Origin of the sequence: Streptomyces sp. SS1-1 (assembly GCF_008973465.1) — a bacterium.
Taxonomy (GTDB): domain Bacteria; phylum Actinomycetota; class Actinomycetes; order Streptomycetales; family Streptomycetaceae; genus Streptomyces.
On the sequence record NZ_WBXN01000004.1, the window covers coordinates 5,672,413 to 5,691,232 of the forward strand.

General features: G+C 74.6%; 21 protein-coding genes. 13 read left to right on the forward strand and 8 right to left on the reverse strand.

What is annotated here, in order from left to right; translation table 11 throughout:
* The first annotated feature begins 34 nt into the window (after positions 1-34).
* Positions 35-616, forward strand: a complete 582-nt coding sequence (locus tag F8R89_RS27335) for a hypothetical protein (RefSeq protein ID WP_151786431.1) — start codon at positions 35-37, stop codon at positions 614-616.
* Positions 617-649: 33 nt separating this feature from the next.
* Here the strand turns inward: F8R89_RS27335 and F8R89_RS27340 are convergent, their stop codons facing one another.
* Both F8R89_RS27340 and F8R89_RS27345 read right to left on the reverse strand, forming a co-directional pair.
* The gene (locus tag F8R89_RS27340; RefSeq protein ID WP_151786432.1) at positions 650-1,399 is read right to left on the reverse strand and encodes a DUF4142 domain-containing protein; all 750 of its coding nucleotides are present in this window, start codon (positions 1,397-1,399) and stop codon (positions 650-652) included.
* Positions 1,400-1,536: 137 nt separating this feature from the next.
* Entirely contained in the window at positions 1,537-2,898 is a 1,362-nt protein-coding gene (locus F8R89_RS27345) for a hypothetical protein (protein ID WP_151788304.1), read from the reverse strand.
* A gap of 155 nt (positions 2,899-3,053) precedes the next feature.
* Here F8R89_RS27345 and F8R89_RS27350 point away from each other — a divergent pair, with 155 nt between their 5' ends.
* The 5 genes from F8R89_RS27350 (at position 3,054) to F8R89_RS27375 (ending at position 8,032) form a co-directional block, all read left to right on the forward strand.
* On the forward strand, positions 3,054-4,289 hold the full coding sequence (locus F8R89_RS27350) for a molybdopterin-dependent oxidoreductase (RefSeq protein WP_151786433.1): 1,236 nt from the start codon (positions 3,054-3,056) through the stop codon (positions 4,287-4,289).
* Positions 4,289-4,747, forward strand: coding sequence for a hypothetical protein (locus F8R89_RS36320; protein WP_192806248.1), 459 nt, complete (start codon positions 4,289-4,291; stop codon positions 4,745-4,747). Before F8R89_RS27350 ends, F8R89_RS36320 begins: the two co-directional genes overlap by 1 nt.
* Positions 4,748-4,828: 81 nt before the next feature.
* Complete coding sequence (locus F8R89_RS27365) at positions 4,829-5,518, forward strand: response regulator transcription factor (protein WP_151786434.1); 690 nt, start codon at positions 4,829-4,831, stop codon at positions 5,516-5,518.
* Positions 5,515-6,969 carry a sensor histidine kinase gene (locus F8R89_RS27370; RefSeq protein ID WP_151786435.1) on the forward strand — a complete coding sequence of 485 codons (1,455 nt, stop codon included), beginning with the start codon at positions 5,515-5,517 and terminating at the stop codon, positions 6,967-6,969. The genes F8R89_RS27365 and F8R89_RS27370 overlap by 4 nt, the downstream gene beginning before the upstream one ends.
* 52 nt (positions 6,970-7,021) lie before the next feature.
* Positions 7,022-8,032 carry an NAD-dependent epimerase/dehydratase family protein gene (locus F8R89_RS27375; RefSeq protein WP_151786436.1) on the forward strand — a complete coding sequence of 337 codons (1,011 nt, stop codon included), beginning with the start codon at positions 7,022-7,024 and terminating at the stop codon, positions 8,030-8,032.
* 34 nt (positions 8,033-8,066) lie between these two features.
* On the opposite strand, the gene F8R89_RS27380 is transcribed toward F8R89_RS27375, so the two are convergent.
* Positions 8,067-9,179: a sensor histidine kinase gene (locus tag F8R89_RS27380; protein WP_151786437.1), complete on the reverse strand. Its 1,113-nt coding sequence runs from the start codon at positions 9,177-9,179 to the stop codon at positions 8,067-8,069.
* 1 nt (position 9,180) lies between these two features.
* The gene (locus F8R89_RS27385) at positions 9,181-9,909 is read right to left on the reverse strand and encodes a response regulator transcription factor (RefSeq protein WP_151786438.1); all 729 of its coding nucleotides are present in this window, start codon (positions 9,907-9,909) and stop codon (positions 9,181-9,183) included.
* A 104-nt stretch (positions 9,910-10,013) separates the two neighbouring features.
* Here F8R89_RS27385 and F8R89_RS27390 point away from each other — a divergent pair, with 104 nt between their 5' ends.
* The 7 genes from F8R89_RS27390 (at position 10,014) to F8R89_RS27420 (ending at position 14,821) form a co-directional block, all read left to right on the forward strand.
* Positions 10,014-10,754, forward strand: coding sequence for a glycosyltransferase family 2 protein (locus F8R89_RS27390; RefSeq protein WP_151786439.1), 741 nt, complete (start codon positions 10,014-10,016; stop codon positions 10,752-10,754).
* The gene (locus F8R89_RS27395; protein WP_151786440.1) at positions 10,751-10,936 is read left to right on the forward strand and encodes a hypothetical protein; all 186 of its coding nucleotides are present in this window, start codon (positions 10,751-10,753) and stop codon (positions 10,934-10,936) included. The genes F8R89_RS27390 and F8R89_RS27395 overlap by 4 nt, the downstream gene beginning before the upstream one ends.
* A complete protein-coding gene (locus tag F8R89_RS27400) occupies positions 10,933-11,544 on the forward strand; it encodes a DUF2064 domain-containing protein (RefSeq protein WP_151786441.1) in 612 nt (203 codons plus the stop codon). The genes F8R89_RS27395 and F8R89_RS27400 overlap by 4 nt, the downstream gene beginning before the upstream one ends.
* Entirely contained in the window at positions 11,541-12,260 is a 720-nt protein-coding gene (locus F8R89_RS27405; RefSeq protein WP_151786442.1) for a class I SAM-dependent methyltransferase, read from the forward strand. Before F8R89_RS27400 ends, F8R89_RS27405 begins: the two co-directional genes overlap by 4 nt.
* Positions 12,261-12,333: 73 nt before the next feature.
* The gene (locus F8R89_RS27410) at positions 12,334-13,473 is read left to right on the forward strand and encodes an ABC transporter ATP-binding protein (protein WP_192806249.1); all 1,140 of its coding nucleotides are present in this window, start codon (positions 12,334-12,336) and stop codon (positions 13,471-13,473) included.
* Positions 13,470-14,156, forward strand: coding sequence for an ABC transporter permease (locus tag F8R89_RS27415; protein WP_151786443.1), 687 nt, complete (start codon positions 13,470-13,472; stop codon positions 14,154-14,156). The genes F8R89_RS27410 and F8R89_RS27415 overlap by 4 nt, the downstream gene beginning before the upstream one ends.
* Entirely contained in the window at positions 14,153-14,821 is a 669-nt protein-coding gene (locus F8R89_RS27420; RefSeq protein ID WP_151786444.1) for an ABC transporter permease, read from the forward strand. Before F8R89_RS27415 ends, F8R89_RS27420 begins: the two co-directional genes overlap by 4 nt.
* A gap of 34 nt (positions 14,822-14,855) precedes the next feature.
* Here the strand turns inward: F8R89_RS27420 and F8R89_RS27425 are convergent, their stop codons facing one another.
* The 4 genes from F8R89_RS27425 to F8R89_RS27440 are packed head-to-tail and all read right to left on the reverse strand — an operon-like array spanning position 14,856 to position 18,750.
* On the reverse strand, positions 14,856-15,458 hold the full coding sequence (locus F8R89_RS27425) for a GTP-binding protein (protein WP_151786445.1): 603 nt from the start codon (positions 15,456-15,458) through the stop codon (positions 14,856-14,858).
* On the reverse strand, positions 15,445-15,870 hold the full coding sequence (locus tag F8R89_RS27430; RefSeq protein WP_151786446.1) for a DUF742 domain-containing protein: 426 nt from the start codon (positions 15,868-15,870) through the stop codon (positions 15,445-15,447). The genes F8R89_RS27425 and F8R89_RS27430 overlap by 14 nt, the downstream gene beginning before the upstream one ends.
* 25 nt (positions 15,871-15,895) lie before the next feature.
* Positions 15,896-16,378 carry a roadblock/LC7 domain-containing protein gene (locus F8R89_RS27435; RefSeq protein WP_062668590.1) on the reverse strand — a complete coding sequence of 161 codons (483 nt, stop codon included), beginning with the start codon at positions 16,376-16,378 and terminating at the stop codon, positions 15,896-15,898.
* The gene (locus tag F8R89_RS27440; protein WP_151788306.1) at positions 16,375-18,750 is read right to left on the reverse strand and encodes a sensor histidine kinase; all 2,376 of its coding nucleotides are present in this window, start codon (positions 18,748-18,750) and stop codon (positions 16,375-16,377) included. Before F8R89_RS27440 ends, F8R89_RS27435 begins: the two co-directional genes overlap by 4 nt.
* Positions 18,751-18,820: the final 70 nt, after the last annotated feature.

The window sequence follows — 18,820 nt, forward strand, 5'->3', positions numbered from 1 at the left end:
GAGGGGTGCTGTCGGTGCTCAAGGGGGTGTCGGCATGGCGGCGTCCGAGTGCACGAAGGTCCGGCTGTGGCGGTGGCGGTCCAACCCGCTGAAGCGGCGCAGCGACGTCATCGAGGCGTGGGTGGTCCTGTGCGCGTGGCTGCTCGCGGTACTGGGCGGCGTCTTCGCCGGCTTCGCGGCGGCGGACGCCGTGGTCGGCTCCGCCGAGCGCGTCCGCGCCGAGACCCGCCGGGTGACCGCCGTCCTGGTGCGGGACGCCGAGGAGCCCGGGCCCGCCCGCGTGAGCACCGACCACCTGGTGTGGGCCCCGGTCCGCTGGAGCGACCCGGACGGAACGACCCGCACCGACGAGGCGCGGGTCCCGCCGAAGGCCAAGGCCGGCGGCAAGGTACAGGTGTGGACCGACCGGCACGGCCGGGTCGTCAACGAACCGCTGTCCGTCGCCGAGACGACCCTGCACGCGGTCTCCGGCGGCCTGCTCGCCGGAGCGGGCGCGGCCGGTGTCGTCCTCGGCGCCGGCTGGGTGGTCCGCCTGATGATGGACCGGCGGCGGCTGGAGCAGTGGGCCGCCGAATGGGAGCGGCTGGACACGCACCGGGGCTGGAAGACCGGCTGAGCGGCGGTGCCCCCGGAGGACGGGGGCACCGGATCACCTGACGTCCGCGCTGGGCAGCGCCGTCGGGGACTTGGTGTCCAGGTTCTCCAGGCCCTTCGGGATGGCGAGCGTGAGGACCGGAGCGCCCGGCTGCGGCGGGGGCGGGGTCAGCTGGTCCTGGGGCAGCTTCGGCGGCGTGGTCTGCTGGAAGTTGTTCTGGTCGAAGTTGACCAGCCCGGTCTTCTCCAGGACCGTGATGTGGTCGAGCACGGTGTCGTTCGCGAGGTCGGCCAGCTGGCGCACCATGGTGTTCTGCGTGTTCGCCCGGATCTTCGCGATGACCGGGAAGATCTGACCGTGGGTCACCCGCATGATCGCCACGCCGGTCGAGTCGAACTCCTTGCCCGTCTTGGAGTCCACCGTCGCGACGAACTGCTGCTGCTGGGGGCTCGCCTGGTTCGGCAGCGTGATGTTCAGCTGCGACGCGATCTTGCGGCAGGCCAGGTCGAGGCGGGCGTGACCGACCACCAGGTGCTTGCCGGCCTCCTTCATCGCCGGTGTCGTGCCCCGCTGCATCGCCATCATGCCCAGCGGGTGCTCCCAGAGCCCCGCCGCCCGCACCTTGACCACGAAGTCACGGTCCGCCTCGGTCAGCGGCCCCCACTGCGTGTTGGCGATGACGCGGTCCTGGCTGACGGAGGTGGTCTGCACACCCAGCATGGCGGGATAGGCGAGGGCGGACAGGGTCAGGACCAGGGCGCCTCCCACGAAGACGGTGCCAACCATGCGGCGCGAGACGGGCATCGTGCCTCCAGACGTGAACGACTCGTACCCCCAGAGGTACGGACGGGACGGCGAGAACAATCACCGCTGCGGGAAAAACTTACGATCCGCTGTGCGGCGTGCGTCACACGGCCCCCGCCCGCGCCGTCCCGGCCCCCTCACCAGCCCGTCAGCAGCAGATGGTTGACGAGCAGGGCCACCAGCGCCTGGGCCGCCAGCCAGCCCCGGACCCCGGTCAGGAACGCCGTCGCGGGCAGCAGCCACACGGCGAACGGCAGCCAGATCCGCTCCGTCTCCGCCTTGCTCATCCCGGACAGGTCGGCGACGAGCAGTGCGGCCAGCGCGGCCAGGACGAGCACCGTGAGCCGCCCGCCGGCGGTGCGCTCCCGGCGCCCGAGCACGGCCCCGGCCCGCCGCAGGCCCGCCACCGTCGCCGTCCCCACCACCGCCACCAGGCACGCCAGGTTCGCCCACACCCAGTACGGTTGCGGCCGCTCGCCGCCGACGCCCTGGTGGTAGCGGGTGACGAGCACGTCGTAGGCGTCCCACCAGTAGAAGCCGAACGCCGTGAACACCAGCGGCACCACCGCGCACCCCGCCAGGACGAACGGCAGCGCCCGCAGCCGCGCCGACCCCAGCCACAGCACGGCCGCGCCGATCACCACGAGCAGCGTCAGCCCGTACGACAGGTAGACGGCGAGGCCCGCCAGGAGCCCGGCGGCCAGACCCGCCGAGCGGGGCCGGTGCCCCGTCACCGCCAGCGCGAGGAACGCCACCGCCCACGCCGCGACCGCCGCGAAGTACGCGTCGGCCGAGGTGCCCAGCCACACGGCGCCCGGCAGCAGGACGAGGAATGGAGCGGCGCGCCGGGCGTGCCGCTCGGAGGCGAGCGCCCGGACGGCGACGAGGACGGCGACCGCCGCCGTGCCGCCGAGGGTGATGCACCAGGCAGCCGCCCAGGCCCCGCCGCCCAGACCGGCCCGGTCCAGGTACACGAAGGTGAGGGTGGCCGCCGGCGGGTGCCCGGCGACATGCGCGGGCCAGTGGTCCGGGGTGCCGAGCAGGATGTGCCCGGTGAAGTCCCGCAGCGTGGCGGGGATGTCCTGGAAGCGGTCGACGGCCCGGAGGTACTCGTGCCGTGTCGTCAGCCGGCCGGCGACCCCCCGCTGCCAGCCGTCGACCAGCGCCAGCGACCAGGTCCAGGCCAGTGCGGCCCCCCATACGGCCGCGAGCAGCCGGCGCCAGGGCAGCCGGGCGGCCAGGGCGGGGCCGTACGCCACCACGGCGACCGCGACGAGGAGCGCGGCCGGGGTGCCGGGACCGATGTGCGGATGCCAGGTCGCGAGCAGCGGAGGCCATTTGACGTGGAGGGTGGCGTCGCGGCGCTCCACGACGGTCCCGGCCACCGCCGCCACCGCGAACAGCAGGACGGCGGCGCCGGCCGCGTACAGGTCGCGGCGCAGCGCGCGGCGGGCGTCCCCGGGACGGGCGTCCGGGTGGGCCTCGGGGGTCTCGGGCATCTCGGGGGTCTCGGGGGTCTCGGGGAGGAGATCACGGGTCACGTCAGCACGCTAGGACGCCCGGGGTCCGCCCCCCGTGTGACAAGCGGAGACGTCAGCGATCCGTCATGGTTCGCCTCACGCCCGGCGGGGCCGGCCCCGCCTACGGTCGGCACATGGCACGGTCCCCCTTCGCCCCCTCGTTCTGGCGCAGTCCGCTGCGCGGACCCTGGCTGACCTCGGTGCTCGGTGTCGTTCTGCTCGGCGGGATCACGGTCCTGTTCGTGACCGGGCTGCTGTCGTACGCCGCCTACAACCCGGACCTGTCGCCGGTGAACGACAAGACCCCCGGCAAGGGCGTCCTCGGCTTGTACCTCTTCCCCTGGCCGACCGGACCGCGCTGGCTGTACCGGCTGAACCAGGGCGTCCACGTCACCCTCGGCCTCACCCTGATCCCGGTGCTGCTGGCCAAGCTGTGGTCGGTCGCCCCGCTGTTGTTCCGGCTGCCGCCCGCCCGGTCCGTCGCGCACGCGCTGGAACGCCTCTCGCTGCTGTTCCTGGTCGGCGGCGCGCTGTTCGAGTTCGTGACGGGCGTGCTCAACATCCAGCTGGACTACGTCTTCCCGGGGTCCTTCTACCCGCTGCACTTCTACGGGGCATGGGTCTTCTTCGCCGCGTTCGTCGTCCATGTGCTGCTCAGGGCGCCCGCGGCCCGGCGCGGACTGCGGGGGCTGCGGGAGGAGTCCGGCGGGCTGGTGGCGCCGGAGCCCGCCGAGCCGACCGTCTCGCGGCGCGGCGCCCTCGCCTTCGTCGGGGGCGGCTCCCTGCTGCTGTTCGCCACCACCGTCGGGCAGAACTTCGACGGGGTGCCGCGCCGCACCGCCCTGCTCGCCCCGCACGGCGGCCCCGAACCGGGCAGCGGCCCGGGCGCCTTCCAGATCAACAAGACGGCCCGGTACGCCGGGATCCGCGCGGCCGAGACGTCCGAGGAGGCGTGGCGGCTCGTGGTGACGGGCCGCGCCGGGCGCACCGTCCGCCTCTCCCGCGCCGACCTGCTCGCGCTGCCGCAGCACGAGGCGGCCCTGCCGATCGCCTGCGTGGAGGGCTGGTCCACCTCCGACCAGCGCTGGCGCGGGGTACGGCTGCGGGACCTGGCGGCGCTCGCCGGCGACTCGGGCGACGTGGGGGACCCGTCCGACGTCCTCGTGGAGTCCCTCCAGCGGCACGGCGCCTTCCGGCGGGCGGCCCTGCGCGCCGACCAGGTCGCCGACCCGGACAGCCTGCTCGCCCTCGCCGTCAACGGCGCCGGACTCACCCTCGACCACGGCTATCCGGCCCGCGTCATCGTGCCCGCCGCGCCCGGTGTCCTGAACACCAAGTGGGTGGCGCGGCTGACCTTCGGGGACCTGTGATGCGCCGGCGGCGCCCGCCCCTCGGCAGCCCCCTGCACCTGCTCCTGCTCGCCTGCTCCTTCGCGCTCACGGCGTACGCGGGCGTGCGGCTGCTCGAGGACGACCCGTTCGCGGTCGCGCTGTGGTTCGTGGGCGCGGCCGTCCTCCACGACCTCGTCCTCGTGCCGCTGTACGGGGCGGCGGACCGCGCGCTGCTGCGCGGCATGGAACGCTCCGGCCACCGCGCCCGCACGATGTACGTCCGGGTGCCCGCCGCCCTGTCGCTGCTGCTCCTGCTGGTGTGGTTCCCGCTGATCACGGGCCGGGTCGCGGACCGCTACGCGCGCGCCACGGGCCTGCCCCCGGACGGCTTCCTCGCCCGCTGGCTCCTCATCACGGCCGTACTGTGCGGGGGTTCGGCGGCCGTGTACGCACTGCGCCACCGCCGGCCGCGCGGGGAGGCGCCGCCCGGCGCCTGAAAGCTGTCGGCCACCTGTCGATCCGGTTCCGCAGCGTGCCCGCCCCTCGGCCTGCCGCGCCAAGTGCCGCACTATGAACGGGTGGAGAACGTACGCCTGCTCGTCGTGGACGACGACCCGCCCATCGCCGACCTCGTCGCGACCGTCGCCCGCTACGAGGGCTGGGAGGCCGTCACCGCCCACACCGGCGCGGAGGCGCTGCGCAGGGCCGCCGAGTTCCACCCGGACATCGTGGTGCTCGACCTGATGCTGCCCGACGTCGACGGCTTCGGGGTCCTGGACCGGCTGCGGGCCGGCGGGCGGATGGTGCCCGTGGTGTTCCTGACCGCCCGCGACGGCGTCGCCGACCGCGTCGCCGGGCTCACCCGCGGCGGCGACGACTACCTGGTCAAACCGTTCGCCGTGGAGGAGCTGATGGCCCGGCTGCGCACCGTGCTCCGGCGCAGCACCGGCCCCGGCTTCCCGCGCTCGGTGCTGCGGGTCGCCGATCTGACGATGGACGAGGACACCCGCGAGGTCCGGCGCGGCGACCGGCTGCTCACCCTCACCCCGACCGAGTACGAGGTGCTGCGCTATCTGATGCGCAGGTCGCCCGCCGTGCTCACCAAGGCCCAGATCCTCGACCACGTCTGGGAGTACGGCTTCGGCGGCCGCTCCAACGTCGTCGAACTCGTCGTCAGCAGGCTGCGCCGCAAGCTGGACGACACCGGCGCCCCGCTGATCCACACCGTGCGCGGCTTCGGCTACGTCGTCCGGGAGGCGTCGGGGTGATCGCGCGGCTGCGCCGGGCGTACCGCGCGATGCGCCTCGGGACCCGGCTCGCGCTCGGTCTCGCCGTGCTGTCGCTGACGGTGTTCGCGGTGGTCGGCACCGCGCTGACCACGTCCATGCGCGACTACCTGGCCGCGCAGCTCGACACCCAGCTGGCGCACGGGCAGATCGCCCAGTCCAAGTCCCTCGCCGACCACGGCACGCTCGGCGGCAAGAAGTACTACAGCTGGTTCTACGCCGTGTACGACGTGACGGACGGCAGGGCCGTTCTGCGCACCCCGGAGGACCCGGCCGATCTCCCCGACGACGTCGGCGACTTCACCGCGCTGGCCCGCGCCCAGTCCCGCGCCCACCGGGAGGTGCTGCGCACCGCGCGGCTGCCGGGCGAGGGCGAGTACCGGCTGCGGGCCTGCGAGGTCGAGCCCGGCGTGGTCCTGGTCAGCGCCGCGCCCCTGGACGGCATCGAGGACACCGTCGGCCGGCTGATCACCGTCCAGGCCGTCACCTTCGGGCTGGCGCTGGTCGCCCTGGTGGTCCTCGGCCGGGGCATGCTGCGCCGCGGCCTCAAGCCGTTGAGCGACATGGCGCACACCGCGCGGGACATCACCTCGCACGACCTGACCGACTCCGCGCGGCTTCCGGTGCGGCACGACCGGCGCGGTGGCGGACCCGAGGTGGAGGAACTGCGCACCGCGTTCAACACGATGCTGGAGCACATCGACGACGCGCTGGCCGTACGGGCGGAGGCGGAGCGGCGGCTGCGCCGGTTCGTCGCGGACGCCTCGCACGAACTGCGCACACCCCTGATGTCGGTGCGCGGATACGCCGACCTGTTCCAGTACGCCGCCGCCAACGCCCCCGAGGAGCGCGAGCGGCATCTCGCGCGGCTGCGCGCCGAGGCCGCCCGGATGGGGGTCCTCCTCGACGACCTGCTGCTGCTCGCCCGCCTCGACGCCGCCGACGTGGAGACGCCGCTGCGCCCGGTCGAGGCCGACCTGGTGGAGCTGGTGGCACAGGCGGCGGACGCCTTCCGCGCCACCCGCCCCGGCCACCCGCTGACGGTCCACCCCGGCCCCGGCGAGGTGCCGCTGCGCCTCGACCCGCAGCGCATCCGCCAGGTCCTGGACAACCTCCTCACCAACGCGGCCGTGCACACCCCGCCCGGTACCCCGGTGTCCCTCGCCGTGTCCGTCGGTGACGGCACCGCGCGGGTCGCCGTCACCGACGCCGGGCCCGGCATACCGCCCGCCGACGCCGAACGCGTCTTCGACCGCTTCTACCGTGTCGACAAGGCCCGCAGCCGCGACCGGGGCGGCAGCGGCCTCGGGCTCGCCGTCGCCCGGTCCCTGGTGGAGGCCCACGGCGGCCGTATCAGCGTCTCCGGGCGGCCGGGGCGGACCCGGTTCACAGTGACGCTCCCGCTGACCGCCCCGGCCCTTACGAACCCATGACATGGGGGCCGCGTGACGGCCCCGGTGAGCGGTGGCGCCCTAGCGTGGACGCATGCGTGTACTGGTCACCGGCGGCGCCGGATTCATCGGGTCCTCCCTCGTCCGGGCGCTCGCCGCCCACGGGCACGAACCCGTCGTGTACGACGTCCGCACCGATCCCGCGGCCGACGTGCGCGACCCCGGCGCCGTACGGCACGCCCTCGCCGGCGTCGACGCCGTCTGCCACCAGGCGGCCATGGTCGGCCTCGGCACCGGCTTCGCGGACGCCCCGGAGTACGTCTCCCGCAACGACCTCGGCACGGCCGTGCTGCTCACGGAGATGGCCGGGGCCGGGGTGCGCCGGCTGGTGCTGGCCGGGTCGATGGTCGTGTACGGCGAGGGCCGCTACACCTGCCCCCGGCACGGGGTCGTCCGGCCCGGCCCGCGCACCGTCGCCGCCCTGGACGCGGGCCGCTTCGAACCGCCCTGCCCGGTCTGCGGCGCCGATCTGACGCCGGGGCTGGTGGGGGAGGACGCCCCGGCCGACCCGCGCAACGTGTACGCGACGACCAAGCTCGCCCAGGAACACCTGGCGGCGTCCTGGGCCCGCGCGACCGGCGGCACCGCGGTGTCGCTGCGCTACCACAACGTCTACGGGCCGGGCATGCCCCGCGACACCCCCTACGCCGGGGTCGCGTCCTTCTTCCGCTCCTCCCTCGCGCGCGGGGAGGCACCCCGCGTCTTCGAGGACGGGCGCCAGCGGCGGGACTTCGTCCATGTGCGCGACGTGGCCGCCGCGAACGTGGCCGCGCTGGAGGCGACCGGCGGGGACCTGACGCCGGGCGCCCTGACCGCGTACAACACCGGGAGCGGCGAGCCGCACACCGTCGGCGAGATGGCCCACGCCCTCGCGACCGCCCACGGCGGGCCCCGGCCGGTGGTGACGGGGGAGTACCGTCTCGGGGACGTCCGGCACATCACGGCCGACTCCGCGCGGCTGCGTGCCGAACTGGGCTGGAAGGCGCAGGTGTCCTTCGCCGAGGGAATGGCGGAGTTCGCCGGGGCGGACCCGCGCGACGGGTGACCGCCCCCGCACCGGCCGGTGGTGCTGCCCGCGTTCAGGAAGCGGCGGCGGGCAGCACCACCTCGAAGCGGCAGCCGCCTGGCACGTTGCGTACGGCCGCCCGGCCCTCGTGCGCCTCCACGATGCCCCGCACGATGGCGAGTCCGAGTCCGGCGCCGGCCGGGGGCGTCCGGGCGTGCGTGCCGCGCCAGCCCGTGTCGAAGACACGCGGCAGGTCCTCCTCCGGGATGCCGCCGCAGCCGTCGGTCACCGACAGCACCACACCGTCGGGGGAGCGTTCGGCGGCGACCGCGACCGTGCCGTCCGCCGGGGTCCGGCGGATCGCGTTGACCAGCAGATTGCCCAGCACCCGGCTCATCTCCCGGCCGTCCACCTGCACCGGCAGCGCCTCCACCCGGTCGCCGACCAGCCGTACGCCGTGCTCCCGGGCCAGCGCGTCCGCGCCCGCGAGGGCGTCGCCCACCAGGTCGTACAGGGACATCCGGGCGAACGACAGCTTCAGCGTGCCGGCGTGGATCCGGGACAGCTCGAACAGGTCGCCCACCATGCCGTCCAGCCGCTCGACCTCCATGCGGATCTGCTTCAGATAGCGGTCCGGGTCGGCGGCCACCCCGTCCTCCAGGGCCTCCGCCATCGCGCGCAGCCCGGCCAGCGGGGTGCGCAGGTCGTGGGAGATCCAGGCGACCAGTTCGCGGCGCGAGGACTCCAGGGCGCGTTCCCGCTCCCGGGACTCCGCGAGCCGGGCGCTGGTCGCCTCCAGTTCCCGGCTCAGCGCGGCGAGTTCCGCCGTGGCGGGCCCGTCGGGGGAGGTGAACGCACCGCCGTCGCCGAAGGAGCGGGCGGCGAGCGCCAGGGCGCGGCTGCGGGCGGCGACCCAGCGGCCCAGCAGCAGCGCGGTCGCAAGGGAGACCACCGCGGCCATCGCGACGACGGTCGTGACGACGCTCAGGTCGTGCCCGGACAGGAACATCGCCTGCGCCACGGCGAGCGTGCCCGCCAGCATCGCGGTGACGCCGACGCCCGCGACGACGGCGAGGTGCGTGATCAGCGAGCGCCGCCGGATCAGCAGCAGCACACAGGCGCCCAGGACGCCCGCCGCGGCGGCGCCCAGGAACGCGAACAGGGCGATGAGCAGGGTGTCGCGCACGTCAGCCCTCCTCGGCGGGGGCGGCGCCGTCGGTGTCGAAGCGGTAGCCGACGCCCCACACGGTCTGGATGAGGCGCGGCCGGGCCGGGTCGTCCTCGACCTTGCCGCGCAGCCGGCGCACATGGACGGTCACGGTCGACAGGTCGCCGAAGTCCCAGCCCCACACCTCGCGCATCAGGTCCTCACGGCTGAACACCTTGCCGCGATGGCGCAGGAAGAACGTCAGCAGGTCGAACTCCCTGATGGTGAGGGCGAGTTCGGCCCCGTTCTTGGTCGCGCGGCGGGCCGCCGGGTCCACCGACAGGCCCCCGCCGCCGAGGACGCCGGACGGCTGCGCGGGGCGGGCGCGGCGCAGCACCGACCCGACCCGCAGCACGAGCTCCCGGGGACTGAACGGCTTGGTGACGTAGTCGTCCGCGCCGACCTCCAGGCCGAGGATGCGGTCGTCCTCGTCGCCGCGCGCGGTCAGCATGATGACCGGCACCGGGCCCTGACCGCGCATCCGGCGGCACACCTCCAGGCCGTCCATGCCGGGCAGCATCAGGTCGAGGACGACGAGGTCGGGGCGGCGCGCCGCCGCCGCGGCGAGGGCGGAGGGCCCGTCACCGGCCCGGTCCACCACGTACCCGGCGCGGTCCAGGTACCCGGAGACGATCTCGGCCACGGTGGGGTCGTCGTCCACGACGAGGACCCGTGCCCCGGCCCCGCCGCTCGGCTCTTGCTGCTTCATACGGCCAGCCTCGCACCCTCCGCGCGCGCGAGGCGCCGCCCGGACGGCGACGTCCGCGTTCCGTAAGGAGCCGTCGTCCGGTATGCCCGGTTCGTGCTCGTAGGGTGAAAGCCGTGACGATCTCCTCACCCCGAGCCACCCCCGCGGACCCGGCACCCGTCGACGTCGTACTGCCCTGCCTCGACGAGGCCGAGGCGCTGCCCTGGGTCCTGGAACGCGTCCCGCCCGGCTGGCGGGCGCTCGTCGTGGACAACGGCTCCACCGACGGCTCCGCGGACCTCGCGGCCCGCCTCGGCGCCACGGTCATCCACGAGACGCGGCGCGGCTTCGGCGCCGCCTGCCACGCGGGCCTGACCGCCGCCACCGCCCCCGTCGTCTGCTTCTGCGACTGCGACGCCTCCCTCGACCCCGGCGACCTGGTGCCGTTCGTGGAACGCGTCGTGGCCGGCGAGGCCGACCTGGTCCTCGGCCGCCGCCGGCCCGAGCGGCGGGGCGCCTGGCCCCCGCACGCCCGCGCCGCCAACCTCGCCCTCACCCGGCTCCTGCGCCGCCGCACCGGGCTGCGACTGCGCGACCTCGGCCCGCTGCGCGCCGCCCGCCGGGAGGACCTGCTCGCCCTGGACCTGACGGACCGGCGCAGCGGCTACCCCCTGCAGATGGTGGTCCGGGCCGCCGACGCCGGCTGGCGCATCACCGAGGACGACGTGCCCTACCGCCCCCGCACCGGCGCCTCCAAGGTCACCGGCACCTGGCGCGGCACCTGGCACGCGGTCCGCGACATGAGCCGCGTGCTCTCCGAGGAACCCGCAGTCGCGCCCGCCGTCCGGGAAGGGGCCCGCCCGTGACCACCCTCGTCGTCATCGCCAACGGGCCGCGCCCGGGTCGGATCGAGACGCGGCTCATCCGGCCTTGCGCCCCCGAGGAGGCCCTTCCGTTCACCGGTGCCTCCGATGTCCGCGACATGAGCCGCGTGCTCTCCGAGGAACCCGCAGCCGCGCCCGCCGTCCGGGAAGGGGCCCGCCCGTGACCACCCTCGTCGTCATCGCCAAGGAGCCTCGCCCGGGCCGCGTCAAGACCCGGCTCACCCCGCCCTTCACCCCCGAGGAGGCCGCCGCGCTCGCCGAGGCCGCCCTCGCGGACACCCTGGACGCTGTCGCGCGCACGCCCGCCCGGCGTCGCGTCCTCGTCCTCGACGGCACGCCCGGCCCCTGGCTGCCGCCCGGCTTCGACGTCGTCCCGCAGACCACGGGCGGCCTCGACGAACGGCTCGCCGACGCGTTCGCCGCCTGCGACGGCCCGGCTCTGCTCATCGGGATGGACACCCCGCAGGTCACCCCCGACCTGCTCACCGTCGACTGGGCGGACTGCGACGCGTACTTCGGCCGGGCACGGGACGGTGGCTTCTGGGCGCTCGGCCTCGCCGAACCCGACCCGGACCGGCTGCGGGGGGTGCCCATGTCGCAGCCGTACACCGGCGCCGCCCAGCGCGCCCGGCTCGCCGGACTGCGGGTCCGGGACCTGCCGAGCCTCCGGGACGTCGACACCGCGCACGACGCCGGACTGGTCGCCGCCGCGGCCCCCGGCGGACGGTTCGCCACGGCCCTGGCCCGGCTCGCCCCGGCGGCCCGCCGATGAGCGGGCTGACGGAGACCGCCACCCCCGCGGACCCGGTCGCTTCCTGGTCCGCCGACCCCTACGCGCGTGCCCTCGGCAGCGGCCGCGGCCCCCTCTTCCTGCGGCGCGCCGACGGCTGGCTGCTGCCGCTGGACGTGGAGCGCTGGTGCGCCGACGCCGACGCGGTGGACCGAGAGGTGCTGCGGCGCTGCGAGGGCGCGGTCCTCGACGTCGGCTGCGGCCCCGGACGCCTGGTCGCGGCCCTGGCCCGGCAGGGCCGTACGGTCCTCGGCATCGACGTCAGCGACGCCGCCGTCGCCCGCACCGCGCGGCTCGGCGGCCCCGCGCTGCGCCGCTCCGTGTTCGATCCGCTGCCCGGCGAGGGCCGTTGGGGCACCGCCCTGCTCCTCGACGGCAACATCGGCATCGGCGGCGACCCGGCGGCCCTGCTGGAGCGCCTCGCCCGACTCGTCCGCCCCGGCGGCCTGTTGCTCGCCGAGACCGTGCCCGGCGTCGATCTCGACGAGCGCGTCGAGGTCCATGTCACCGACGCGCGGGGCGCCGAGGGCCCCCTCTTCCCCTGGGCCCGCCTCGGCACCCCCGCCCTGCTCCGGCACGCGGCACGGACCGGATGGAGCCCCGCCGGACAGTGGACGGTGGACGGACGGGCCTTCGCCGCGCTGCGTGCCCGCCCGATACCGGACCAGCGCAAAGGTGCCGCAACACAAGACGTCTAGACTCGGGCCCCATCGGCCGGCCCGTGGGTCGCACGCGGGCGAAACCTGCCAGACCCGAAGGGTATTCGGCGTTTTGATACGGATAGATGCAGTCACCAAGCGATACCCGGACGGCACGGTGGCGGTCGACCGGCTGTCGCTGGAGATACCCGACCGCTCGATCACCGTCCTCGTGGGACCGTCCGGCTGCGGCAAGACGACCACACTGCGGATGATCAACCGGATGGTCGAGCCCAGCGAGGGCACCATCCTCCTCGACGGCGTGGACATCCAGCAGCAGCCGGTCAACACCCTGCGCCGGTCCATGGGGTACGTCATCCAGAACGCGGGCCTCTTCCAGCACCGCACGATCCTCGACAACATCGCGACCGTGCCCCGCCTCCTCGGCTGGGGCAAGGAGAAGTCCCGCGCCCGCGCCCGGGAACTGATGGAACGGGTCGGCCTCGACGGCTCCCTCGCCAAGCGCTACCCGTACCAGCTCTCCGGCGGCCAGCAGCAGCGCGTCGGCGTCGCCCGCGCGCTCGCCGCCGACCCGCCGGTGCTGCTGATGGACGAGCCGTTCTCGGCCGTCGACCCCGTGGTGCGCAAGGGACTCCAGGACGAACTCCTGCGCATCCAGGAGGAGCTGGGCAAGACCATCGTCTTCGTCACCCACGACATCGACGAGGCCGTCAAGCTCGGCACCATGGTCGCCGTGATGCGCACCGGCGGTCATCTGGCCCAGTTCGCCCCACCCGCCGACCTGCTCACCGACCCCGCCGACGCGTTCGTCGAGGACTTCCTCGGCGCCGACCGGGGCATCCGCCGGCTGTCCTTCTTCTCCTCGGCCGGACTCGACCTGCTCACCGGGCCGATCGTCGCCGTCGACGCCTCCGCCGAGCAACTCGCCGCCGCCTCCCGCGCGGGCGCCCCCCACCTCCTCGTCGTCGACACCGACGGCCGGCCCGTCGGCTGGGGCGACCCCGCCGAGCTGACGGCCGGGTCCATCGACACCGGCCGACTCCTGTCGCACGGACGGCCGTTCACCGCCGGCGGCGACTCCCTGCGGGCCGCCCTGGACTGCGCGGTGCTCTCGCCGACCGGCTGGGCCGTCGCCGTGGACGGCGAGGGACGGGCCACCGGCGTCGTCTCGCAGACGTCCATCGGCGAGGCCATCCGCGGCGCCCACGCCGGCCGCGCCGCCGCCGGCACGGCCCAGAAGGTCGCCCCGTGAACGACCTCTTCGACATGCCGAGCTATCTGGAGCACAGCTTCCTCGGCCTCGTGGGGCTGCATCTGCGCGAGGCGCTGGTGCCGGTGCTGGCCGGACTCGTCCTGGCGCTGCCGCTCGCCCAGCTGTGCGTGCGCTTCCGCTGGCTGTACCCGCCGGTGCTGTGGGTGACGACCGTCCTCTACGCCATCCCGTCGCTGGCGTTCTTCGTCGTCCTCATCGACTACACCGGGCTGAGCGAGCTGACGGTGATGATCCCGCTGGCCGTCTACAGCCTGGTCGTGCTCGTCCCGGCCATCGTGGACGGCGTGCGCTCGGTGCCGCAGGAGACCCTGGCCGCGGCCACCGCGATGGGCCTCGGACCCGTACGCCGCTACCTCCAGGTGCAGTTGCCCATCGCCGCGCCCGCCATCCTCGCCGGACTGCGGGTCGCGGCCGTCTCCAGCATCTCCCTCGTCAGCGTCGGCATGCTCATCGGCAACGAGGGCGCCCTCGGCAACATGCTCGACGCCGGACTGAAGTACAACCAGCCCCGGCTGGTCTGGCTGTCCGTGATCTCCACCGCCGTCCTCGCCATCCTCGTCGACGCCCTGCTGATCGTCCTGCGGGTGTGGGTGACGCCCTGGATGCCGCGCGGCGGCGGCCGGGGCGCCCGGACCGTCCTCGCGAAGGGAGCCGCCCGGTGAACATCCTGAACTTCGCCGACGCGTTCTTCAGCGACAGCGCCCACTGGCACGGCTACGACGGCATCCCGGTCCGGCTCGGCGAGCACGTCCAGTACACGCTGATGGCCCTCGGCATCGCCGCCGCCATCGGACTGCCCGTCGGGCTGCTCACCGGGCACACCGGGCGCGGCGGCAACGTGCTCGCCCTCATCGCCACCTCCGGCCGGGCGCTGCCCAGCTTCGGCCTGATGGTGCTCATGTTCATCCTGCTGGGTCTCGGCATGGCCCCGGTGATGATCCCGCTGGTGGTGCTCGCCGTGCCGCCGATCCTGGTCACCACCAACGAGGCGATGCGGTCCCTGGACCCGGCGCCCGTGGACGCGGCGCGCGGCATGGGCATGGGCGAGGCGCAGGTGCTGTTCCGGGTCGAACTGCCCACGGCGCTCCCGCTGATCCTCAGCGGGCTGCGCTCCGCCGCCATCCAGATCGTCTCGACGGCCACGATCGCCGCGTACGTCAGCTTCGGCGGCCTCGGCCGCTACATCGTGGACGGCCTCTACCAGCGGGACTACGAGAAGGTCGTGGGCGGCGCCACGCTGGTGGCCGGGCTCGCCGTGGCCACCCTGCTGGTGTTCTGGGCGGTGGCCCGGCTCGCGGTCTCCCGGGGCGTGCGCAGGCCCACCTGACCGTGACGGTGGTGCCGGCCGCCCGGCACCACCGTCAGCCCTCCGTGCGCGCCAGGGCCAGTTCCAGGACGACGAGCAGGGCGTCCCGCACGGAGCCGGTCTCCCGGGCGTCGAACACGACGACGGGGACGCCCTCGCTGACGTCGAGCGCCCAGCGGACCTCGTCCAGGGTGTGCTCGACCCGCCCGTCGAACGCGTTGACGGCGACGGTGAACGGGATGCCCTTGTGCTCGAAGTAGTCGACGGCGGCGAAGCAGTCGTCCAGGCGCCGGGTGTCGACGATGACGAGGGCGCCGACCGCGCCCTCGATCAGGTCGTCCCACATGAATCCGAACCGCTCCTGCCCGGGCGTGCCGAACAGGTACAGCTTCAGGGTCGGGTCGATGGTGATGCAGCCGAAGTCCATGGCGACCGTCGTCGTGGACTTCTGCGGGGTGTGCGTGAGGTCGTCGACGCCCGCCGCGACCTCCGTGATGGCCGCCTCCGTGGTGAGCGGCTCGATCTCGGATATCGCCCCCACGGCGGTGGTCTTGCCCACGCCGAAGCCGCCCGCGATCACCATCTTGACCGGCAGCGGCGGCCGTGCCGTCGCCGACGTTCCGGCCGTGGCGCCGGCGGCCGTTTCAGTCGCTGTCACTGAGGACCCCTCGTGCGTCGGGGATGGCGCGCAGGCCCTCGATGACCCTGCGCAGGACGGAGGCGTCGTGGACGACGCCGGAGTCGGGCACGTGCACCGTCAGCCGGCCCTCGTCGCGCAGGTCCTCGGCGAGGACCCGCACCACGTTCAGATGCAGCCGCAGCCGGGCCGCGATCTCCGCGAGGGACTGCGGCAGCCGGCACACGGCGACGATGTCGCGCCGCTCGAAGGCCAGCCGGTCCAGCCCGTCCAGGCCCTCGGCGGTGGCCACCACCTGGGTCTCGACGGGCATCGCCCGCTCGCCGGTGATGTCCGCGACCCGGCCGGCGGTGAGCAGGAACGGCCGGACGGCGGACGCCTGCCCGACCGGTTCCGGGCCGCTCGGCTCCGGCGGTGGGATGTCGTCCGCCATGGGGTGTCCGCTCCTTCCGGCCCGGTCAGCGGGCCGAGGCCGCGCCGACGCTGTTCTTCAGCTCCAGGACGAGCTGCGGGCTCAGGGCGGCTCCGGCCCGGTTGGCGAACACCGTCATCTCGTAGGCGATGTTGCCGAGCTTGGCCTCCTTGTCGGTGACCACGCCGAGGACGGCGCCGCTGCCGATCGCGGAGACCAGCACATGGCCGCCGTCCAGATCGATGATGACCTTGTTGAGCGCTCCGAGACCGTAGTTGCCGGACGCGCCCGCGGCCAGGCTGGTGATCCCCGAGACGATCGCCGCGAGCCGCTCGGAGTCGGCCTGCTGCCGCAGCTCCGACACGGCGATCAGCAGCCCGTCCGAGGAGACGGCGATGGCGTCCACGACACCCGCCGTCTCGGTCGCGAAGCGATTCAGCAACCAGGTGAAGTCGGCCGCGGCGGCCGCCAGTTCGGCTGACGAGGCATCCGTGCCTCCTGCCGGGGTGCCACCTGTCGACGTGCTCACTGCTCCGCTCCTTCCGGGGGGTCGTTCTGGTCCTGCGCTGGGGGGTTCTGGGCCGGGACCGGGACGGCCCCGCTCTCGCGGTGCGCGCGCTCCACGGCGGCCTCGAACGCGTCGAGTTCGTCGCGTACGGCGTCGGCGTCGACGACCCGGGGCCGGTCCGGCACCACGGCCGCCCGGTCGTCGCCCGCCCCGCCCTTGCGCAGGGTCGCGCCCCGGACCCGGCGCCGCAGCGGACGGGCGGAGGACGGGGCGCCGGGACCGGCGGGGGCCTCTCCGGAGCGGGGCGCGGGCACGGTCGCCGCGGGGCGCCTGGCACGGCGGGGGAGGGGGCCGGAGGCGTCCGGGTCCGCCGGTACGGCGTCCGCGGGCACCGGGCCGGTGGCCGGGGCGCCCGACGGCTCCGGGGCGGGCTTCGCGGTGCCGGCCAGGGCCGTGAGGGCCGGGGTGGACGTCGTCGCCGTCGTGCTGCCGGTCACCAGGCGGGCCGAGGGGATCGTCACCTCGGCCGTGACACCGCCGCCCGGGGTGCGGGACAGGGTGACGGCGATCTTCCAGCGGCGGGCGAGCGTGCCGACCACGAACAGGCCGAGCACCTTCGTCGGGACGAGGTCGAGGCGTTCGCGGCGGATCAGGCGGGCGTTCTCCTCCGCCAGGCGCTCGGCGCTCATGCCCAGGCCGTGGTCGCTCACCACGACCACCGCGTCGTCGCCGTCCGCCGCCACCGTCACCTCGACGGGGCTGTCGGCCGGCGAGAACGACACGGCGTTCTCCAGGAGTTCGGCCACCATCAGCGTGAGGTCGCCGATGACCTCCGGCTCCAGGACGGCCTCGGAGCGTGCCCGCAGCTCCACCCGCTGGAAGCCCTCGATCTGGCCGAGCGCCGCCCGTACGACGTTGGTGAGCGAGGTGGGACCGGCGTCCAGGGCGGCCTCGTGGATGCCGGCCAGCAGCATCAGGCTGTCGGCGTTGCGCCGCAGACGGACCGCGATGTGGTCGATGGAGTAGAGGCGTTCGAGCAGCGCGGGGTCGGTCTCGCCGCGCTCCACCGCGTCGATCAACATGAGCTGACGGGACGTCAGGTTGCTGACGCGGCGGCCGACGTTGCCGAACATCTCGGCGACGTTGCGCCGGCTCAGCACCTGCCGCTCCAGCAGCGCCGCCGCCGTCGTCTGCACCTCGTTGAAGGACTCGGCGAGCTCACCGATCTCGTCCCGCGCGGTGACCGGCATCTCGCGCAGCCGGGGCGGCCCCTCGTCCTCGGCGTCGTCGTCGGCGACCCGCGCCAGCTCGCGCCGGGCCACGTCGGCGACCTGCCGCGCGGCGCCGGTGAGCGCGACCACCGGCCGCACCACGGAACGCCGGACGAGCACGGCCAGGACCAGCCACAGCGCGAAGCCCAGCAGCGCGGCGCCGAGGAGCAGCAGCGCCCGCCACGCGGCCGTGTCGGACGCGTCCTCCGCCCGGTCGGCGATCTGGTCGATCAGCGAGGTCGTGATCGACAGCCGGGTCTTCGCCTGGTCGCGGTAGGAGTCGTACGAGTCCAGGGCGCGGTCGAGGGACTCGGCGACCTCGGCGGGGGAGCCGGCCTGCGCCGCGCCCGGGTCGATCTGCAGCTCGGCGAACTGCCGGCTGATGACGGACTGCGCGGGGGTGTACCGGATCCCGGCGAAGGTGTCGGCCTGCGCCTCGGTGGCGAAGCGGGTGAACCGCTCGGACTGGTGCGTGAACTCGTCGTAGGCGCCGATCGCGCCGATGACCTCGATCAGCGCGTTGGAGTCACCGGTCGACGCGGAGAAGACGGCCGTCTCGAACTCGCTGTGCGCGGCGGCCGACCGCAGCAGGGAGTCCAGCAGGTTGCCGGTGAAGGTGGTGGCGAGCTCCGGGTTGCGGTCCAGGGCGAGGCCGTCGATCAGCTGGCTCGCGGCGTCGGTGTACGCCGGGTCGATGTTGTTGGCCGGCAGGTAGCCGTCCTCGACGGTGTCCCGCAGCCCGGCGAGGCCCTCGACGTTCTTCAGGGCCTGGGCCTCGGTCTCCGGCAGCCGCTCGCCGAACGCCTCGCGCACCCGCCCGACCTGGGTGTCCACCTGCTCCTGGGCGGTGCGGTAGGCGGACGTCGAGGGCTCGCCGCCGACCGCGGCCTCGTGCCGTACGGACAGCAGTACGGCCTGCTGGTGCTCGGCGGCCAGCCGGTCGACGAGCTTCGCGACCTCGACGCTCTCGCGGACCAGCCGGGCGGCGTTCGCCGCCTCGCGCGACTGCGCGGTCTGCTCGGCGATGAGGTAGGCCAGCAGGGCCGCGACGACCGTCAGCGGCACGCCCACCAGGAGGTTCAGCTTGTGCCGGAAGGGCCAGCGGTCGGGGTGACCGCGCATCCGGCGGGGGCGGGGTCCGCCTGCCTCGCTCGTGGACACCGGGATTCCTCCTTCGTGGGCGCCGCACCGG